This window comes from Haloferax sp. DFSO52 (assembly GCF_048158745.1).
Taxonomy (GTDB): domain Archaea; phylum Halobacteriota; class Halobacteria; order Halobacteriales; family Haloferacaceae; genus Haloferax.
On record NZ_JBLOPB010000004.1, the window covers coordinates 179,964 to 199,022 of the forward strand.

The 19,059-nt window shown below is 60.9% G+C and carries 15 protein-coding genes; 4 read left to right on the forward strand and 11 right to left on the reverse strand.

Annotation, left to right across the window (positions count from 1 at the left end):
- Positions 1-84: 84 nt before the first annotated feature.
- Together ACK3SC_RS18200 and ACK3SC_RS18205 are read right to left on the reverse strand one after the other, a co-directional pair.
- Positions 85-1,128, reverse strand: coding sequence for a rhodanese-like domain-containing protein (locus tag ACK3SC_RS18200; protein ID WP_416841667.1), 1,044 nt, complete (start codon positions 1,126-1,128; stop codon positions 85-87).
- Positions 1,129-1,242: 114 nt separating this feature from the next.
- Positions 1,243-1,530, reverse strand: coding sequence for a helix-turn-helix transcriptional regulator (locus tag ACK3SC_RS18205; RefSeq protein WP_416841668.1), 288 nt, complete (start codon positions 1,528-1,530; stop codon positions 1,243-1,245).
- 321 nt (positions 1,531-1,851) lie between these two features.
- Between ACK3SC_RS18205 and glmM the strand changes: the two genes are divergently transcribed.
- From glmM to glmU, 3 genes are all read left to right on the forward strand, one after another.
- Positions 1,852-3,177, forward strand: coding sequence for a phosphoglucosamine mutase (gene glmM / locus ACK3SC_RS18210; RefSeq protein ID WP_416841669.1), 1,326 nt, complete (start codon positions 1,852-1,854; stop codon positions 3,175-3,177).
- A 199-nt stretch (positions 3,178-3,376) separates the two neighbouring features.
- Entirely contained in the window at positions 3,377-4,744 is a 1,368-nt protein-coding gene (locus ACK3SC_RS18215; protein ID WP_416841670.1) for a succinylglutamate desuccinylase/aspartoacylase family protein, read from the forward strand.
- 103 nt (positions 4,745-4,847) lie between these two features.
- A complete protein-coding gene (gene glmU, locus ACK3SC_RS18220; protein WP_416841671.1) occupies positions 4,848-6,029 on the forward strand; it encodes a bifunctional sugar-1-phosphate nucleotidylyltransferase/acetyltransferase in 1,182 nt (393 codons plus the stop codon).
- A gap of 209 nt (positions 6,030-6,238) precedes the next feature.
- On the opposite strand, the gene ACK3SC_RS18225 is transcribed toward glmU, so the two are convergent.
- Positions 6,239-7,948, reverse strand: a complete 1,710-nt coding sequence (locus ACK3SC_RS18225; protein ID WP_416841672.1) for an asparagine synthase-related protein — start codon at positions 7,946-7,948, stop codon at positions 6,239-6,241.
- Between the two features lie 28 nt (positions 7,949-7,976).
- Positions 7,977-9,785: a glutamine--fructose-6-phosphate transaminase (isomerizing) gene (gene glmS / locus ACK3SC_RS18230; protein ID WP_416841673.1), complete on the reverse strand. Its 1,809-nt coding sequence runs from the start codon at positions 9,783-9,785 to the stop codon at positions 7,977-7,979.
- 343 nt (positions 9,786-10,128) lie between these two features.
- Here glmS and ACK3SC_RS18235 point away from each other — a divergent pair, with 343 nt between their 5' ends.
- Positions 10,129-11,058, forward strand: a complete 930-nt coding sequence (locus tag ACK3SC_RS18235; RefSeq protein WP_416841674.1) for a DsbA family protein — start codon at positions 10,129-10,131, stop codon at positions 11,056-11,058.
- 62 nt (positions 11,059-11,120) lie between these two features.
- On the opposite strand, the gene ACK3SC_RS18240 is transcribed toward ACK3SC_RS18235, so the two are convergent.
- The 7 genes from ACK3SC_RS18240 to ACK3SC_RS18270 form a co-directional block, all read right to left on the reverse strand.
- Positions 11,121-13,088 carry a hypothetical protein gene (locus tag ACK3SC_RS18240; protein ID WP_416841675.1) on the reverse strand — a complete coding sequence of 656 codons (1,968 nt, stop codon included), beginning with the start codon at positions 13,086-13,088 and terminating at the stop codon, positions 11,121-11,123.
- Between the two features lie 42 nt (positions 13,089-13,130).
- On the reverse strand, positions 13,131-14,243 hold the full coding sequence (locus tag ACK3SC_RS18245) for an ATP-grasp domain-containing protein (RefSeq protein ID WP_416841676.1): 1,113 nt from the start codon (positions 14,241-14,243) through the stop codon (positions 13,131-13,133).
- A gap of 273 nt (positions 14,244-14,516) precedes the next feature.
- The gene (locus ACK3SC_RS18250) at positions 14,517-15,545 is read right to left on the reverse strand and encodes a DUF354 domain-containing protein (RefSeq protein WP_416841677.1); all 1,029 of its coding nucleotides are present in this window, start codon (positions 15,543-15,545) and stop codon (positions 14,517-14,519) included.
- A gap of 10 nt (positions 15,546-15,555) precedes the next feature.
- Positions 15,556-16,842 (reverse strand): nucleotide sugar dehydrogenase, encoded by a 1,287-nt coding sequence (locus ACK3SC_RS18255; RefSeq protein ID WP_416841678.1) that lies wholly within the window; start codon positions 16,840-16,842, stop codon positions 15,556-15,558.
- Positions 16,835-18,223: a nucleotide sugar dehydrogenase gene (locus ACK3SC_RS18260; RefSeq protein WP_416841679.1), complete on the reverse strand. Its 1,389-nt coding sequence runs from the start codon at positions 18,221-18,223 to the stop codon at positions 16,835-16,837. Before ACK3SC_RS18260 ends, ACK3SC_RS18255 begins: the two co-directional genes overlap by 8 nt.
- Positions 18,220-18,801 carry an acyltransferase gene (locus tag ACK3SC_RS18265; RefSeq protein WP_416841680.1) on the reverse strand — a complete coding sequence of 194 codons (582 nt, stop codon included), beginning with the start codon at positions 18,799-18,801 and terminating at the stop codon, positions 18,220-18,222. The genes ACK3SC_RS18260 and ACK3SC_RS18265 overlap by 4 nt, the downstream gene beginning before the upstream one ends.
- Positions 18,798-18,926: a hypothetical protein gene (locus ACK3SC_RS18270; RefSeq protein ID WP_416841681.1), complete on the reverse strand. Its 129-nt coding sequence runs from the start codon at positions 18,924-18,926 to the stop codon at positions 18,798-18,800. Before ACK3SC_RS18270 ends, ACK3SC_RS18265 begins: the two co-directional genes overlap by 4 nt.
- Between the last annotated feature and the right edge of the window lie 133 nt (positions 18,927-19,059).

Below are 19,059 nucleotides of genomic sequence, written 5' to 3' on the forward strand. Positions count from 1 at the left end.
TGTCCACGGTTCGCTTACGTGGCTGTTAAATGTCACCGTGGGCCAGCCCGCAAGAGAAGGAGTCAGGTACTGCGACTCGACCGGTTAGACGTCCCACGCCCACGAATACGAGTCGTCCGTGGTGGAGTTGGTCGAAGCGTTCGTACTGTTGTACGTCGACGTATTGTTCGTACTCGTCGAGTTCGTCGTCTGCGTCTCCGACGCGGGCGTCCCCGTGTCAGCGGTGACGGTGCCACTCGTTAGGTTACCGAGCGGTGCTTTGATAGCGTAACTCGGCGTCTCGATTTGAATCGTACTCTGTGCGTCGACCTGAACGAACTTGAGTTCGAGCGTGTAGGACCCGTCGGACTGGATTTCCGTCGCTTCGACCTGGTCGGTCGGTGGGTGGAACGCCCACGCGGTTTCGCCGGCGTCGGACCGACTCGTCTTGCCTTCGATAGTTCGAACCGTGTAGTCACGACTCGTGTCGGAACCTGCGAGCGGGTAGTTCCGGTCGAGCCACGCCTGGAACCCTTCGTCGATGGCGTACACTTCGTCGAATCCGTTCGCGAGAAGCGACGCCGCTCGAAGGGACGACAGGTGGTGCGGGCAGTGACAGTACGTCACGATCTTGCCACTGTTATTTTTGCTCCAGTCGTCGGTGGCGTCGAGCACGCGACCGTCGGGTGCGGGACTGAGAACCGACCCGAAGATGTGCGACACCTCGTACCCGGTCTCACTCCGCGCGTCGACGAAGCGTGCCTCCCCACGCGCGTACCAGTAGTACGCGTCCTCGATAGGGACGAGCGGAACATCGACGGTCACGTCGTGAACCTCGCGCGTCAGGGTGTCGTAGGAACTCGGGTCGATGTCCCGTTCTTCGGGAACGGTATCGAACTCGGGCGGGTAGCCATCAGAGGGCTTGGGGTCTTCCGGCAAGTCGTCGCCCTCGCGGGGGCCTTTCATCCGGTTCTCCGGTGCCACTGTCGTCGTCTCGGTGGTGGTCGTCGTCGTGGCTGTCGTCGTGTTCTCGGTGGTCGTGGTCGTCGTCTCAGAGGACGAACCACTCGAACAGCCAGCGAGTCCTGCAATCGTGGCTGCGCCGGTCAACTGGAGGAATCGTCTGCGGCTTGACTGTCGTTCTGTCATCGACTGCGCATTGTGTTCAGTCGGTGTTTATTATATACAAAGTAAGGGACTCTCACCCCGATTTGCGCCGATTTTGCCACTACAGGATAGTCAGCGACTGAGTGACAGACGATGTCAGGCGGATTGTTTCGTGTACCGCCGCTCCCACCGTCGACGTCTCCGGACGGCGTCACGCCCGTCTTCCGTGAGTGAATACTCGTTTGTCCGTCCGGTTTTACTCCCCTTGGCGATCAAGTCTTTCTCGACGAGTTCGTTCAGATTCGTGTAGACTCGCCCCGCGAGCAATGCGCGGCCTTGCGAATCTTCCAGTTCTGATTTGATTGCTTTGCCCGACGGGTTACGCATTCCACTGACGACGAAGAGCAAGTCGCGTTGAATCGCAGTCAATTCGTGGACTTTCATGGGGGTGACCACACGCTCATACCACATCAACCACCGAGACTGTTGTACCGCTAAAAGAGACCCTATGCTCGATGGAACAGTTACAATTTCCAACTTATCAAACCCACAACCACACCGCCCACGCCACTAGACACCCGATAATAATGGTGAGACACACGAATTGCTTACGTGGGGCGTCACGACCCACACCACCCAACGTGACGGCCTGAACTCTGGGGTCGCTGGAAAAACCCAGGTCCTGGTCACGACTGTGACTGGGACACCACTTTTCCTTCCGTTACCAATCGCATAGTAAGGGTCCGGGAGTTCCTGGGCTGGACTATGTTCGGAACCAGTGGTATTCGCGGGACAGTCGGAAGCGACGTAACTGCGAGTCTCGCACTCTCGATTGGACGCGCACTCGGCAGCGAAGGATACGACCGTGTCGTCGTCGGGTACGATGCACGAGAGAGTGGTACGATGTTAGAACACGCGCTCACGGCGGGGCTTCAGGAGTGTGGTGCCGACGTCATCCGTGTCGGAGAGCATCCGACACCGACCATCGCACGCGCTTCGGAGTGGTTCGACGCCGACGCGAGCGCCGTGGTGACCGCCTCTCACAACCCACCGACCGACAACGGCGTGAAACTGTGGACTGAGTCGGGACGAGCGTTCGGGGCGGATAGACGCGAAGCAATCGCCCGCCGCGTTCGAGAAGACGACTACGAACTCGCATCGTGGGACGCTGTCGGGGGTGAGCGGCACCGGGACGTCGACGACCGACATCGGTCCGCGCTTCGGGCATCTGTCGACCTGCCAGACTCCTGCACTGTCGTGGTAGACGTCGGGAACGGGACAGGGGAAGTCACGGCGGAAGTCCTCACCGACCTCGGGTGTACGGTCACGACGCTCAACGGCCAACGAGACGGACGGTTCCCCGGTCGGCCATCCGAACCGACAGAAGAGACGTGCCGGGGGCTTCAGACGTACGTTGCGCAAACGGACGCGGACCTCGGAATCGCCCACGACGGTGACGCCGATCGGATGATGGCAGTCGACGGTGACGGGAACTTCGTCGATGGAGACATCCTCCTCGCGTTGTTCGGACGCGACGCTGCGTCAACGGGAGATCGGATTGCGGTGCCGGTGAACACGAGTCTCGCCGTCGACGATGCTGTCGCGACCGTCGGCGCCGACGTCGTTCGAACTCGTGTCGGCGACGTCTTCGTCGCAGAGAAATGTGCCGAAGCGGGCGTCGTCTTCGGCGGTGAACCCTCGGGTGCGTGGATATGGGGCGACGAGACACCCTGTCCCGACGGACCGCTCGCAGCGTGTAAGCTGGTCGAACTCGTCACGAGCCGTGGGCCGTTATCCGACCTCGTCGACGAAATCGACACCTATCCACTTCGTCGGGAGAACGTCGAGACGGACGACAAGACGCGTGTCCTCGAGCAGGTCGAGAAACGAGTCCGCGACGAGTACGACGACATCGACCACCGCGATGGAGTCCGTATCGCAACCGACGACGGATGGTTCCTCGTCCGGGCCAGTGGGACGCAACCACTCGTTCGCGTCACCGCAGAGGCGCGTACCGAATCGGACGTCGACCAGTTGTTCGACGAGGCGATGGCACTCGTCGAGGAAGTCACGACCACAGTGACTGCATGACGAGGCACCTCTCGGACCAGTAGAAGGCTACCTCGACACCTCGGCTATTTCTGACGCACATCGACTTTTTGCAGACATTGGCAGAAATTCCCCTATCTGCGGGACGACCCATGACGGATGTTGACTATTGACAACAGTATTTGAAGACTGCCCATATGAAGACAGAATTACTCGCCAGGTTGGTGCGTCCTGTACATCGATGATACCTCAACTCACTCGTCGAAATTTCCTGACTGCCACAGGTGGACTCGCGCTGCTCGGTACGGTCGGCGTGCAAACCGCCACCGCAGGGTTTAGCCCCGGTGTAGTCGGGACTGCACCCTACCTCCGCGACCGCCTCTACCCGACGATGGGAACGGACGATTCCAACCCCACCCTCGTCGTCTACGTCAACTTCCTCTCGGCCGAGTCGCAGTACTTCGTCCAGCACAACCTCGAAGATATCGTCCGCGAGTACGTCCTCACCGGCCAACTCAACGTCGAACTGCGGTTCCTCTCGTACCGACCCGACGCTCTCGACGACTACCTCGTCGGCGACGACGAGGGCGAAGCGCGTGCTGCTCGCGCCGCCCACGGCGTGTGGGAAATCGAACCGGAGAACTTCTGGACGTTCTTCGAGTTCATGTTCTGGAACTTCACGACGAAGACGTACACCCACTCTCGACTCGAGGCGTACATGGACCTCGCCGGCGTTCGGAACATCACGAAAATCGCCAACCGCGCCTACGCCGACCGGTACGACGCACTCGTTCGGTCTGCGACCGAAGAGGCAGTCCGATACGGCATCCAGGACGTGCCACGAGTCCGACTCCTCCGTGACCACAAGCACGGAAACTACTCCGACATCCTCGGGTGGACCCAGACTCGCGTCGACAGAGTCAACACCGGACAGGTTCGGACGCACTCGCTGCTCCCGGGGACGAAGTACGAAACCCCTGTGTACGTCATCGACTCGGGAGAGCCTGGACCCACTGCGTTCGTCGTCGGCGGGATGCACGGTGAAGAACCCGAAGGATACACCACGGCGAAACACCTGACGACGCTCCGACCGACCGGCGGTAAACTCGTCGTGCTTCCGTACGCGAACCTGCCTGCCATCGAGGCAGGCGCGCGCCACACCGGAGACGGTGACCTGAACCGGGACTTCCCAACCGGAGAGGAACCGACCAGTCAACTCGCACGCGCAATCTGGGACGAGCTCGTCTCACACGACCCGGACGTGGTCGTCGACCTGCACAGTTCGAGCGGCATCTACAAGTACGACGGAAAGGTCGGACAGGCAATCTTCCCCACCTACGCGACCCCGGAGAACGCTGTAATCGCGTGCTCGCTCGTCAACGAGCAGTACATCGGCCTCTCGGAGTATCCGTCGTACTACGACTTCGACGTCGGCAACTCTCTCGGTGGGTCGAGACCGCTCCTCGTCCACAAAGTGTACGGTGACCTCCGGCTCCCCGGATACATCGTCGAGACGACTCGAAAAGACACGCACTTAGAAGACACGGTGACGTGGGAACTCGCGGCCGTGCGCGACTTGCTCTGGCAGCACCACCTCCTGCTCGGGTGAGAACCCACCTACGGCAGTCCTAAACTCTCCCATCTCGTTGTTCCGTTTTCGGCACCCGCTTACTTTGCGTATAATAACGCCCGTCGTTCGAGTAGTCGAGGCTATGCAGGCTATCGTACTCGCAGCAGGGAAAGGCACGCGAATGCAACCGCTGTCGAACGGCGTCCCCAAGCCGATGCTCCCCGTCGCCGGGAAGCCAATCGCAGCACACACGGCTGAAGCAGCGGTCGACGCCGGTGTCGACGAACTCGTGTTCGTCGTCGGATACGGCGAACAGCAGGTCCGAGGCTACTTCGGTACGTCCTACCGCGACACGCCCGTCTCATACGTCGTCCAGGACGAACAACAGGGCACTGCCGACGCCGTCCGTGCCTCGAAAGACCATATCGATGGACCGTTCGCGGTGCTCTACGGCGACAACCTCTACGACCCCGAGGGAATCTCTCGATTGTTCGACGTGGCTCCGAGCATCGCCTCGGTTCGCGTCCCGAACCCGTCGAACTACGGCGTGCTGAACGTCGAAGACGGTGCGGTGTCTGAGATTACGGAGAAGCCCGACGCACCACAAAACGACCTCGTGAACGCCGGTGCGTACGTCCTCCCCGAAGCGGCGCGCGACATGCTCGACGTTCCACTGAGCGAACGTGGCGAACGCGAACTCACGGACGTTCTCGACAAAGTCATCTCCGAGTTCAACGTCTCGCCGGTCACGCTCGACCGCTGGATGGACGTCGGTCGCCCGTGGGAGCTCCTCGAAGCCAACGAGTGGAAACTCGGTGCGTTCGACCGCCGTATCGACGGCGACGTGAGCGAGAACGCGACGATCCAAGGCGACGTCGTCGTCGAGGAGGGTGCGACGGTTCGTGGTGGGAGCGTCGTCGAAGGGCCTGCGTACATCGCGTCGGGTGCGTCTATCGGGCCGAACGCCTACATCCGTGGCCGAACGTTCGTCGGTCGAGACGTCGATGTCGGGCACGCAGTCGAGGTGAAAAACAGCGTCCTGCTCGCGAACACGAGCGTCGGTCACCTCTCGTACATCGGTGACAGCGTCGTCGGCCGAAACGTCAACTTCGGTGCAGGGACCAACGTCGCCAACCTCCGACACGACGGTGACGACGTCACCGTGACGGTGAAAGGAGAGCGTGTCTCGACCGGTCGCCGGAAGTTCGGTGTCGTCGTCGGCGACGACGTGAAGACGGGTATCAACACCGCTCTCAACGCAGGGGTGAAACTGTCCGAGAACGCACGGACCGTCCCCGGAGAGACAGTGACGAAAGACCGCTGAGCGTCGGTTTCCAAACCTGAGATATCGGCTTTTGAGCAACCTTCGAACGAGTGACTGACGGACGAATACGATTGGATACCAACCGAGTCGTCGGACACGCTGATATTTTCGAAACGCCGAACTGGAGACGAGACGCTACGCGAAACGCAGTGTGAAAACACCAGAACCGAATCACGACACGGTCGCGACGCCCGAAATCAGCCAGCAGATTAGAGGTCGGTGAGGAGGCGTGCCGGTGGGCACAACACGTCGTTCGGCGTGAGAAGGTTGTCGTCGACGGTTGTGTTCATCCACGTCGTGATGTCGTTGATTCGGAGTTTGACCCTGACCGGAAGGTCGTGGATACTCGGATATCCGGGGAAGAGCTTGTGGTCGAGTTCGCTCTCCGCGTACTGTGCCTCCATGTCGGGCCACGGCTGACTGAACGGTTCGACGATGGGGAGTTTGCGCCGCAGATATTTCTCGATCTGGTTCCTCCGGAACGTGTGGTGCGGTCGGTCGGGAGGCCGGTGCCGGAAGATGTCGGGATTGAGTTGCCGCAGCGCCTGCTTCATCACCGTCGTGTTCCGCTTCTCTGGCGGTGTCTTCAGGTGCCAGTCGATGAGTTCGGCGTCTGCCGCGACGAACGATTCGATGTAGTTGTCGGACAACTCGAAGTGGAACGGGAGCGTCGGTTGGTTCTGAATACCGAACAGCGCGATGCTGTCGTAGACGTTGTCGTAGCGGTCCGACCACTTGTCGAGTTGCTCGGAGACCACGTCGTCGATGAAATCCATGCTCGTATCGAACTGGTCGTAGCACTCGGGGAACACGTGGTCGCACGCCGGGTGGTACCCGAACTTCGACGACAGCACCTCTGGTGGGTTCGGGTCCGGGTCGAGCCCCTGAAGCGGAAACTTGTTCCCGAAGATGTCGACGACGTTCCGCGGCAGAAAGTGCCCACGGAAGAATGTATCGAAGAACAGTCCGTGGAATATCGTGTCGACGTTCATGTCGTCGTCGCACCCAGCGTGGTGGACGTGAACCGACTCACGTGTCCCCATCGAGTACTCGATGACGTCCGCTTCGACGTTGAGGTAGTCGTCACCGGGGACGAGCGTCTGGTGGTCGGCACCGTACTGTGTTGCGATATTCCGCGCGGTTTCCACCTCGGGGTGGTCCGTCGTCCCGAGTGTGAAACACACGTCTATTCCGGGGTGTTGAGCGACGATTGCGCGAGAGTCGTATCCACCACTCAAGAGGAGTCCGTGTTTCCCGGGGTAGATCGTCCGACGGGCGATGGCGCGTTCGAGACGGTCTGCGAGTTCGTCGACGTAGTCGAACTCGTCGGGGTCGGCGTGGTCGTAGACGAATCTGGAGAGTGTCCCGGTGTCGTCGGCCGTGATGTAGCCGTCGAAGGGAACCGTCTTGACTCGGTTAAACACCGTCCGGTCGTCAACGACCACACCCATGTGAACGTATTCGAGCAACCCACGCGTGTCGACTTCCGTGTCTGGGACGGCGGAGACGACGCGCTTCGGATTCGTCCCGAAGACGCGCCCTTCGGGCAGGTCTGCGTAGAAACACTGCCACGTTCGAGCGGGGTCGGTCGCGACGATGGCCTCACCGTCGAATTCGACGAAGGCGAGATACGAACCGTTGAGTTCGGAGAACGCTTCGTTCCCGACTTCCTCGTATCGGTCGAGTGTGTATTCGGCGGGGGATTTCGAGACGGAATCCGGTGCGAGAATCTCTCCCCAGAGGATACAGTGTCCGCGTTCGTCGCGGTAGGTATCCGACCGGCCCGAGAACCCGAGTGCTGGGTCGCGGATTGCGACCGTCGAACGCTCGGTGTCGGCCACCCAGTCGAAGCTCGACCGGGAGGCCAACGCGTCGAACGCGCCGTCGTCTTCGATGACACCAAACAGTTCTTTGTTCATTGTTCGAAGGTACAGATGAGTCTCGTTTTCATTCGACAGTCACGCTCTTCGCGAGGTTACGCGGTTTGTCGATTGCGCGGTCCAACTCGGTCGCACAGTGGTACGACAACAACTGTAACTGGACGTTCGCGAGGAGATTCGAACAGACAGGATGCATCTCGGGGACGTAGAGATGTTCGTCGGCCGTGTCTGCAATCGCGTGACTCGGCGGTGAGACGGCGACGATGGGCGCACCTCGCGTCTGTGCTTCCTTGGCGTTCGTCACCGTCTTCTCGCAGTCGTCAGCGCAGATTGCGAACACCGGCGTCTCCTCGGTGACGAGCGCGAGCGGTCCGTGCTTGAGTTCGCCAGAGGCGAACCCCTCGGCGTGTTCGTACGTAATCTCTTTGAACTTGAGTGCGCCCTCCTTCGCGACCGAACACCCGAGGCCGCGGCCGATGAAGAAGTACGAATCGTTGTCGAGGTACTTCTTGGCCAGTCGTGCGGCGTCGCTGGTCTGGAGCGTCTGTTCGACGGCGTCGGGGAGCTCCTGTAAGTCCGAGACGAGTTGGTCGAGGTTGTCCACGCGAGACGCGTCCGCGTTGACACTGGAGATGTGCTGTCCGAGCAACGTGAGCATCACGGCCTGTGACGAGAACGTCTTCGTCGCCGCGACACCGATTTCGGGTCCAGCACGGATGTACAGTGGTTCGTCTGCTTCACGTGCAGCAGTCGATTGGACGACGTTCGTCACAGCGATGGTGTCGACACCAGCATCGTTTGCCCGACGAAGCGCGCCGAGTGTGTCGGCCGTCTCACCGCTCTGGGTGACCGCGATGAAGAGGGCGTTCTCCGACGGCGTTCCAGTGTTGAGGTCGTACTCACTGGCACGAATCGCACGCGCCGAGACGTCACACCGGTTCAACAGACTCGCACCGAACAGGGCCGCGTGGTACGAGGTTCCACAGCCGACGAGGTGGACCGAGTCGATGTCCGAGAGGTCCATATCGACGTCGAGGTCTGTCGTCCCTTCGTCGGGGTCGAGACGCCCCTCGATAGTCTTCTGGAGCGACGTCGGTTGGGTGTGAATCTCCTTGATCATGAAGTGGTCGTACTGGCCCTTGCCCGTCTCGTCAGGTTGCCAGTCGACCTGTTCGATCTCTCGCTGGACGAGCTGGTCGTTCTCGTCGACGATGGTGACACCGTCGGTCATGACTTCGACCATGTCACCGTCTTCGAGGTAGACGACTTCGTCCGTATGGTCGAGGAACGCCGGCACGTCGCTCGCGAGGTAGTACTCGTCGTCACCGACGCCGAGGACGAGCGGCGAGCCCTGCCGAGCGGCGTAGATGGAGTCGTTCCCATCGATGACGGCCGCGATGGCGTAACTCCCTTCGAGGTCTTCGATAGTGTGCTGGAAGGCGGCGACCGGTTCGTTCCCTCGATCGAGGTAGTACGAGACGAGGTTCGGGATGACTTCCGTGTCGGTGTCGCTCGTGAACTCGTACCCCTCGCCGATCAGTATCTCCTTTATCCGCTCGTAGTTTTCGACGATACCGTTGTGGACGACTGCAACACGTTCTGACACGTCGGTGTGGGGGTGGGCGTTCGTGTCGGTCGGCGGACCATGCGTACTCCATCGCGTGTGTCCGATACCGAGGTTCGCTTTGGTCTCGACGTCGTCGATAGAGTTCTTGAGGTCGGACACCCGTCCGGAACACTTCCACACGTCGAGACCCGACCCGTTCTTCACGGCGACGCCAGCGGAGTCGTACCCGCGATATTCGAGCTTCTCCAGTCCAGTGATGAGGGGGCTAAGGGCGCTGTCCTCACCGATATGCGCGATGATGCCGCACATATCAGAACACCTCTGCGCGAGGGGAGGGTGAACTGGTATCCGTCGCGTGCGATACGTTCGGGTTCGCTTGCGTCGAGTGTCGAATGCGTGTCATGGTTTACTGGGGACCGAGTTCCGGAGACTGTCCCTGCAAAACCCATTCGATGAAAGGCCCATTACTATAGACGCGCTAAGGAACGAGGCTGCGCCCAGACGAAGTTACATCCCCGTTAGGTACCTCGAAAATCGGATTGGCCGACCACACGTTCCCACCCCGAAGGATGCACGGATTCGGAAGTGAGAGCCAGCTATCGGGGTGCTTACATGGCCGATAATAATGGCCCTCACACTCCGGATGTTTCGTATGGTTGATCGACCAGTGAGCAGACGACAACTGCTTGCGCTCTCAGGAGTCAGTATCGTCTCAGCACTCAGCGGTTGCGCGAGCGTCGTCGAGCAGGCGAACTCAGGGGCAGAGCAAACGGCGACGCGAACCGACGCCCCCGAAACACAGACGACGACAACGACGGCGTCGAACGCGACGACGACCGAATCGGAGACACAGGAGTCCGTCGAAAATCGCCCGAAAACGATATCGGAACCGAAGTTCGACCTTCCGTCCCAACCGGTCCCGGACGCGTCGCCGGATCCGCGGTACCCGACGCTCGGGACTGCAGACACGACGCTCACCATCTTCGGGAACTGGAAGTGCCCGTACACACAGGCGTTCGTCAGACAGCAACTCGGTAGACTGGTCGACGACTTCGTCGTGACAGGAGACGTGTCCATCGAGTACCGGAACGTCGCGTACATGAACGGAGACCCGTATCTCGGGGCGGACGCACCGAGGGCAGCAGAAGCGGGACTCGCAGTCTGGGACATCGACCCGGATGCCTTCTGGACGTACTTCGCCCACGTCTTCGCCAACCAACCGCAAGAGCGATTCGAGTGGGCGACGGCCGAGAACCTCACTCGGTTCGCAGAGCGGGCGGACGTCGAGGGAGTCGAACAGGTCCAACAGGCGCTCCGTTCACGGAGCTACGCGCAGAGCGTTCGTCAGTCCGCTGAGGCGGCGACCGAGATGCGAATCACCACCGTTCCGCGCGTCGTCTTCGATGGCGAGGTGACTGCGCCGACAGTCCAACCCGAAGCGACCCGGCGGCAGTTCGAACGGGCAGCAACCGGCGAGTCGACCTCAGGTGACGAGTTGGAGACCGGTTCCAACGACGCGACCGGTCCCGGTCAGTCAGACGAAAACGGACGGTCTGACGAGAATACACGGTCTGACGACTAATCGACCGTCGGTTTCGCTGTTCTTCGTACTCGATGAAAAAGCAGCCGCGAGAGTAGCGTCAGTCAGACACCCGGAAGCGTACAGATAGTCACCTGGCCGTTCGAGTAGACGTAGTTGGTCGTCGGTGGACAGACCTCAGTCTTCGACGGGTCGAGATTACTGACCGTCTGCGTCTGACTGTTCTCGAAGTACGACGCGCTTTCGGACTGGTACGCCCGATACGCGTTGATGCCCTGGGGCACCGTCCGCCCGTCTTCCGCGGGTAACGGTTCGGCCGGATAGGCATCAGTCCGTTCCCACACCGTCCCGTACGGAAGGTCGGTGTAGAGTTCGCCGCCTTCACCGGCGGGGCGGGCGGCCCCGAACGTCTCGACGGCGGCGAGTTCCTGTTCGGTGTACGAGAGTCGCTCGTGTTGGTCCGAGAACACCGGACTGTCCATCGCACCGTCGTTCGACATTATCATGACGTTCGGATAGACAAGCGTGAACAGGAGCAAGACGACGCCGACGACTTTGAACGTAGTCCTGTTCGACAGGTTACGGAACCCGATGACACCGACGAGAGCGAGGAGCGCGTAGAGGAATCCTATCCAGCGACCGGGGACGAAGCTCTCGATGCCGAACAGTGGGAGGCCGAGGACGATGAACAGCATCACGAGGATGGCACCGACGAAGGTGTACGTCGTCTGCGTCGCGCGCGACCGTTTGAGGACGGTCAAACAGCCGATGATGCCAGCGAAGATGAGCAGGAGGAACCCCGCTTCAGTGACGTACGTGGACAGCTGTGAGAGGAGCGTCTGTCCAGCGGAACCCGTCGCCCCGGACGCACCGGCGGAACCGCCGCTCCCGCTGACACCGCTCAGGAACCCGGCGTTGAACAGGTTGATGTAGAGGTAGTTGAGTACCGTCTCGAGGAACGTGTCGCCCTTGTACGGCGTCAGCGACCACGTGAACACGATGAGGCCGACGTTGAACGCCACGAGTCCAGCGAGGTTCACCGGATTCGACCCGCCGCCACTGAACGACAGCGGGTCCGGTTCCTCGGTGAAGAAATCGAAGTGGAGGAGGACCTGCGCGACGAATCCCGAGAAGAGTAACACCAGCATGATGAACGACGACACCTGGTGGGTGAGGATGACCGCCGTGCTGAACAGGACGAGCAAGCCGAAGTCGCGCCACCGTTCGCTCGCGTGGGTGATTCGGACGAGACTGTACAGACACGCGAGGAAGAACAAAAGCCCCATACTGGTCGGGATGAGGTGGAGTCCCCATCGGATGACCTGGTCACCCATCGCGTAGAGCGTCGCTGCGACGAGCGACCAGCGAAGCGGAACGAGCAGTCGCGCCGTCCCATAGACGAACAACGGCACCAGCGGCATCACGACACCGAGCGAGAGATACAGTCCGTTTCGAAGCGACAGGTTCAGCAGATTCGTCGACGCCGCCGTGAGGAGATGGAACAGCGGCGAGGCGTAGTACTTGATGTCGTTGATAGCCGACAACGAGTTCGCGTCCAGTATCTGCTGGACGAAGGTTGTGTGTGACCAGACGTCGATTCCGATGTATCCCGGCGTCGTGTAGAGCGCGGCGAATCGCACCACGAACGAGTAAACCACGACCTGTGTAAGGAACACTCCGGGCCGTAACTCACTGTTCGGAGAGAGGAGTATCTGGCCGAGGAGGAGGACACCGACGACACCGCCGATATCCATGAAGAGGAGGGACCGTTCGCCCTGGACCGCCGCGGAGACGACCATCGCAGCGAGCCCGAAGAAGACACCGACAGACAGGAGTCTGGTCGATGTCGGTGACAACGACGGGAGACCGTCTGTCGTTCCCGTTCCGCGCGCCGCCGCGAGATACAGCAGACAGCCAACCCCGAGAATCGGGGGGAGCGTCACGATGAAGATCTGCGACGACAACAGTCGAAGCGGTAACAGTCCAATCGCGAGTATCAGACCGACGATTGCGGTGAGTACGTCGAGCTCTATTCGTCGGAAGCGACCGTAAACGGATGCTATCGGATTCATATGTCGAAAGTTGTGTAGTCACTGCGGTGGTTCACTGGCGACTCAGCAACATCGTGAGAAGCTCGTGGGTTCCTTACCCGGAGTGTAGAGCACTTCTTGCCAGCATCGCGTCATGTGGACACCCCATTCGATGTCCACGTCGGGGAGGTCACGGCCGAGTGCGTACTGGACGCCGAGTGCAGGCATATTCGCCCCAGCACCGACACACGCAGCGACCGAACGGGAGACGTGCGGGTTCACCTCGATGAGTTTCGGTGTCCAGTCTGACCCGTACTTGAACTGGAAGTTGAGGTTGTACTCCAGGTCGAATATCTCACAGAGTTCACGAGCGGATTTGATGAGTGCCGGTTCTTTCTCTACCATGCTCGTGGACGAACGACCGTCGTGCGTGTCTGTGAAAGACCGGGAGACGAGGATTGGGTCGCCGTCCTCCCGAGCGAGTGCGTCCACACTGTACTCTTCTCCGGGAAGGTACTCCATGACGAGGAGGTCCGGAAACTCGGTCGTCTCTTCCAGTACGGGAAGGACGTCTTCGAGTGTGGTCGTGTTACCGGGTTTTCGCTCCATCAGTGCCGAAAAGCGGTCGAATTCCGGGTCGAGGACGCGGAGCCCGCGCATCTCGGAACCGACCGGTCGTTTGAAACAGACCCGAGATTCGGGATAGCCGAGTGCCCGAACCGCCTCTACGAACTCGTCTCGGGTCGATGCCACGTAGAACTCCGGAGTGACGGGATGTCCCTGTTTGACGAGTTCGTCGTAGAGTCGCCCGTTGTCGGTCGTAAGCGACAACGCACGCGGATTCGAAACCATCACTCGAATGCCGTCGTCCTCGAAGGACTGTTTCGCTACCGAGAGCGACTGAATTTCCTCAGTCAGGAGGGGGAAAATCACGTCGACACCCTCGCGTCGGGCAACCGCTTTCACCTCGTGGATGAAACGGTCGCTGTCACTTGGGGGAACGGAATCTGCAGCGTCGACGAGGCTAAACCCGTGTGCATTCGGGTCATCGTCGACACCGACGATGCGAGCGTCGAACGCATCGGTCTGTCGGAGGGACCGGATGATACAGGAAGCACCGGGGGTACCGACACCAGTCACCATCACGGTTACGTCCCCGTCGCGGTTTGAAGGTCGAACCGTCTCCAGCAGTGTCATCGAGAGAGTACGTGGTCCACAGGGACCTTATTATAAAGCAGATAAACGGGTTGAGACGCCGAAATTCGGCACAATAGTGAGGCAGATGTTCTGAAATCGAGAGAGACGTGAACAGGATGGTGTGCCGGAGACTGAGAAACCAGCATGCGTGTACACAGTGAGAGAGACAGAACAGTATCGAACGAAGCGATACCGCGCTATTCAACACGACACTGACACACGGCGACCACGACAGAGTCTGTCTGTGGCCTCCGACTGAGAGACAGAAAGCGCCTAGGGGTCGGCCGCGGCGATGACCCGCCGGACGATAACGTCCGTCGCGTCAGTTTTGTGTTCGAGCAGCGACTGGCGACGTTCGGCCCAGTCGTCGTCCGCCGACTGGAGGATGTCGACTGCTCGATTCGCGGCGCGTTCGTTCCGTTGGTCACCGTGAAAACCGAACAGGAGGTCGAACGAAGCGAGGTCACGCATCAACCCGGGGGTGGCGCTGTGAACGTACACAGACGGTGTCCCGAGGACGGCGCTCTCGGAGGCCATCGTCCCGCTCTCGCCGACGAAGAGGTCGGCGAACGCGAGAACGTGGTGGATGAGGTGCGGGTCGAGTTCGATACCGTACCCGTCGAGACTCGGTGGCAGTGCGTCGTCTTCGGCCGACACGAGAACCGTCGCACCGGCGTCTTCCAGACGCTCGACCAACTCGGCTAAATCGTCCAACCCTTCGTCACCGACATCGTGGGCGGCACCCCAGCTGACCAACCGAAGGACGGCGTAGGTGTCGTCGGCATCGACCGGTAAGCCGTCGAGAGCAGACGGGTCCGGGTCGAAGCGGTCGGGGTGAAGATACGCGAGTTCGTGGTAACTCGGGTATCTGAACTGGTCGGGTCCTGCGTCGTCTCGATAGCAATCGGGCGTCGCAACCTCGTCGGCGAACGGAAACGTCAGCGCGTTCGACAGCGTGGCGTGTTCCGTGTCGGTGAAGACGACACACTTCGCGCCGACGAGTTGGGCGACGTGGGCGGCTTCGAAGCCACCGATTGCGGTGACGACGTCGGGGTCGATCTCTCTCGCCTCGCGGTAGAGACGGTACTCGATTGCGAGCGTGGACACCGCGACACTGGCGAGTGACCCACCACGAGACCCGACGACTTCGTACTCGATGTCGTAGGTATCGAGCAGCGACAGTGCGACGTCCTTGTCGAGGGCGCGCACGTGAACCTCGTGGCCACGGTCTTCGAACTCGTCGATCGCGTGTTTGAAGAAGTGGACGTGTGCGGGGTGTTGAATCGTGATGAGGATGTCCATGGTCACGGTCTCACAACTGCGCGTACTGGAACCCGTGTTCAGTTGCCTCGTGCGTGTCGAACACGTCCGCCACGTCGACCAGAACCGGGTCGGAACCGAGTGCTGAAGACATCTCGGAGAGGTCGTACGAAGCGAACTCCTCGTGGGCCGTGGCGACGACGACACCGTCGTAGTCCGTAAAGTCGGCCTCCTCGACGACGTCGATGTCGAACACCTCCCGTGAGTCCTCGGGGTCTGCGTGGGGGTCGTACCCAACGCAGTCGATATCGAACTCTTCGAGTTTCTCTATCATCGTTCCGACTTCCGAACTCCGGATGTCACCGACACCGGGTTTGTACGCCAGTCCGAGGACCAGCAAGCGCGTGTCCTGGAGGACACGTCCCGATTCGTTGATGGTCTTGACCGTCTTTCGCGCGGCGTGAACGGGGACGTATTCGTTGATTTCGCGGGCCTGAAGCACGAGTTTCGGAGAGAAGCCCTCACGTTTCGAGCGGTAGGTGAGATAGAATGGGTCGACGGGGATGCAGTGTCCACCGACGAATCCCGGCGCGTACCCGTCGTGGAAGTTCCACTTCGTCCCCGCCGCTTCGAGAACGTCCTTCGTCGTCAGACCCATGTGGTCGCACGCGATGGCCAGTTCGTTGACCAGCGCGATGTTCATGTCGCGCTGGACGTTCTCGATGACTTTCGACGCCTCCGCCGTCTCGATGTCTGGGGCGCGGTGAATTCCTGCGTCGACGATGCTTCCGTAGAGGTCTGCGAGTCGCTCTCGAACCTCGTCGGTGTTCGCACCGACGACTTTGACCACGTCGCGGACGCCGCGTCCGGTGTCACCGGGCGACGCGCGTTCGGGCGAGTAGCCCACGAAGATGTCGTCGCCGACGGCGAATCCGGACGCAGCTTCCAGAGCGGGCACGAGGATGGACTCCGTCGCACCGGGGTAGACCGTCGATTCGAGGACGACAGTCGTTCCCGGTGAGACGTGCTCGCCGATCGTCTCGGCCGCCGACTCGACGAACTGGAGGTCTGGATTCTCCATACTGTCGACCGGCGTCGGAACCGTCACGATGACGAAGTCGGCGTCTTCGATGTACATCGGGTCCGTCGTGAACAACACGTCGGACGCCGAGACACCCTCGTCAGTCACGTCACCGGTCGGGTCGGTTCCGTTCGAGAGCGCGGCCACCTTGTCCGGGTCGACGTCGTAGCCGATGACCGACTTCCCGGCGCTGTCGAACTCGATAGCCAACGGCAGGCCGACGTAGCCCAGACCGACGACACAGACTGTCTCAGTCATGGAGTCCGATTCCCTCGTAGATGACGTTCTCGTCGTCACGATACTCCGTCGCAGCTTGCCGACCGTCGACGAAGACGACCGGGCGAGCGTCGACACCGAGTTCGGAGATGTCGATGTGTTCGAACGATTCGTGCGCAGTCACGAGGACGACGGCATCGACAGAGAGGTCGTCGCCAGTCACGCCACGGACGATGGTCGCACCCGCCTCCTCGAAGACACTTGTGTCGTCGAGTATGGGGTCGGTCGCGAACACGTCGACACCCGCCTCGTCCAGATGCTCGATGACGGGGAGGGCCGGTGTCTTCCGAATCTCTTTGACACCCGCACGGTAGGTCAGTCCGAGGACGAGGATGGTGGCGTCATCGGGGTCGACACCCTGTGCCGCAAGTTCGTCGAGTGCAGACTGGGCGGTGACGTGCGGCATCCCGTCGTTCACGGCCCGAGCGGTCTGCATCAGCGGAGAATCTGACTCGAACTCCTCGATGAGGAACTGTGGGTAGTACGGGATGCAGTGACCGCCGACGCCAGCACCCGGTGTGTGTATCTCACAGAACGGCTGGGTGTTGGCCACGTCGATTGCTTCGGTCACGTCGATTTCGAACTCGTCGGCGTGGGTGGCGAGTTCGTTCGCGAGGGCGATGTTGACGTCGCGGTAGACGCCCTCGAACACTTTCACGGCCTCTGCAGTCGTCGTGTCGGAGACAGTGATAACCTCGTTCGAGGATATCTGGTCGTAGACGAGCGCGGCGGCACGCGTACTCTCTGCGTCGGCACCGCCGACGACTTTCGGATAGGCACCGCGAATGTCTTCGAGCGCGCGTCCCGACGAGGTTCGTTCGGGGCAGAACGCGAGTCCGAACTCCCCGAGTGAGAGACCGCTCTCCGCTTCGAGTTTCGGCAAGAGGACGTCGCGACAGGAACGGGGCGGCAGCGTCGACTCGAAGATGACGAGGTCACCTTCGTCGAGCCCCCGTCCGATGTCCTCCGTCACCGCTTCGATGACCGAGAGGTCCGGGCGACCGTCTTCGTCGACGAGCGTCGGGACGATGACCACGTGGATACCCGCTTCGGCGGCGACTTCGCGGGGTTCGGTATTCGCAACGAGTGCGCCGTCCTCGACGAGTGTTTCGACGAGTTCGTCGAGGCCGGGTTCACCGACGATGTGGCTTCGTCCAGCGTTGATTTCACGGACGACACCCGTGTCGATGTCTGCACCGGTCACGTTGCCGGTGGTCTCGGCGTAGACGGCAGCGAGGGGAAGGCCCATCTTGCCGAGTCCGTAGACACCGACCCGGATCTCGCCGCTTGTGAGTGCGGCAATCTGTTCTGCATCTGACTGTGTCGAACCGTAGAGGTTCGAGCGGGGTGCTTGGGAGTTCATAGCGAGTTCTCTGCCTGAAGTTTCGGTGGAAGGGGGCGATGTTCGGCAGGCGTTCCGACAGCGAGCGTCTTGGGCGGGACGTCTTCGGTGACGATGGCACCGGCGGCGACGAATGCATCCTCGCCAACGGTCACGTCGGGGAGGATTGTGGCGTTCCCACCGACTGACGCGCCGTCTTCGAGGGTTGGACCGGCCATCTCGACGTCCTGTCGGACCGGATACGGGTCGTTCGTCAAGACGGCACCGGGGCCGACGAAGACGTTGTCTCCGATGTGCGTGTTCGTGGGGACGTAGACGCGACTCTGGAGACTCACGTTGGAGCCGATGACCGACGTTCCGTCGACGACGGTCTTGGTCCCGACGACGACGTCGTCACCGATTCGGGTTGCCTCTCGAACGAGCGCGTCGTGGCCGGTGACGAACGAATCACCGATGTCCACGTCGCTGTAGATGACAGTTCCCGAGCGGATTCTGGCGTCGTCACCGATGACCGTCTGTCGAGGGTCGTCACCAGCGGGGTAGCCGATAGTAACGTCGTCGTCGATCTCACACCGTGTCCCTGTAACGTAGTTATTCATGCTGACGTCGGCTGGGAAGACGTCTCGTTCTCGTCCGAAGACGGCGTTTTTCCGCCCGAGCGAAGCTTCGTGACGAGTACGAACAGTGCGACGAGTATCGCGGCGAGTTTGGTCTTGGTGCGCATGGTTGCTCACTCCGCGGACCATCGCGGTCCACGATTCGAAAAACAGGTCACACGAGACGGCCATTATTATCGGCCAGATAAGCCAACGACGCCGTTCGACCGTGGTCGATTTGGGAGTCTATAGGTCGGGCGG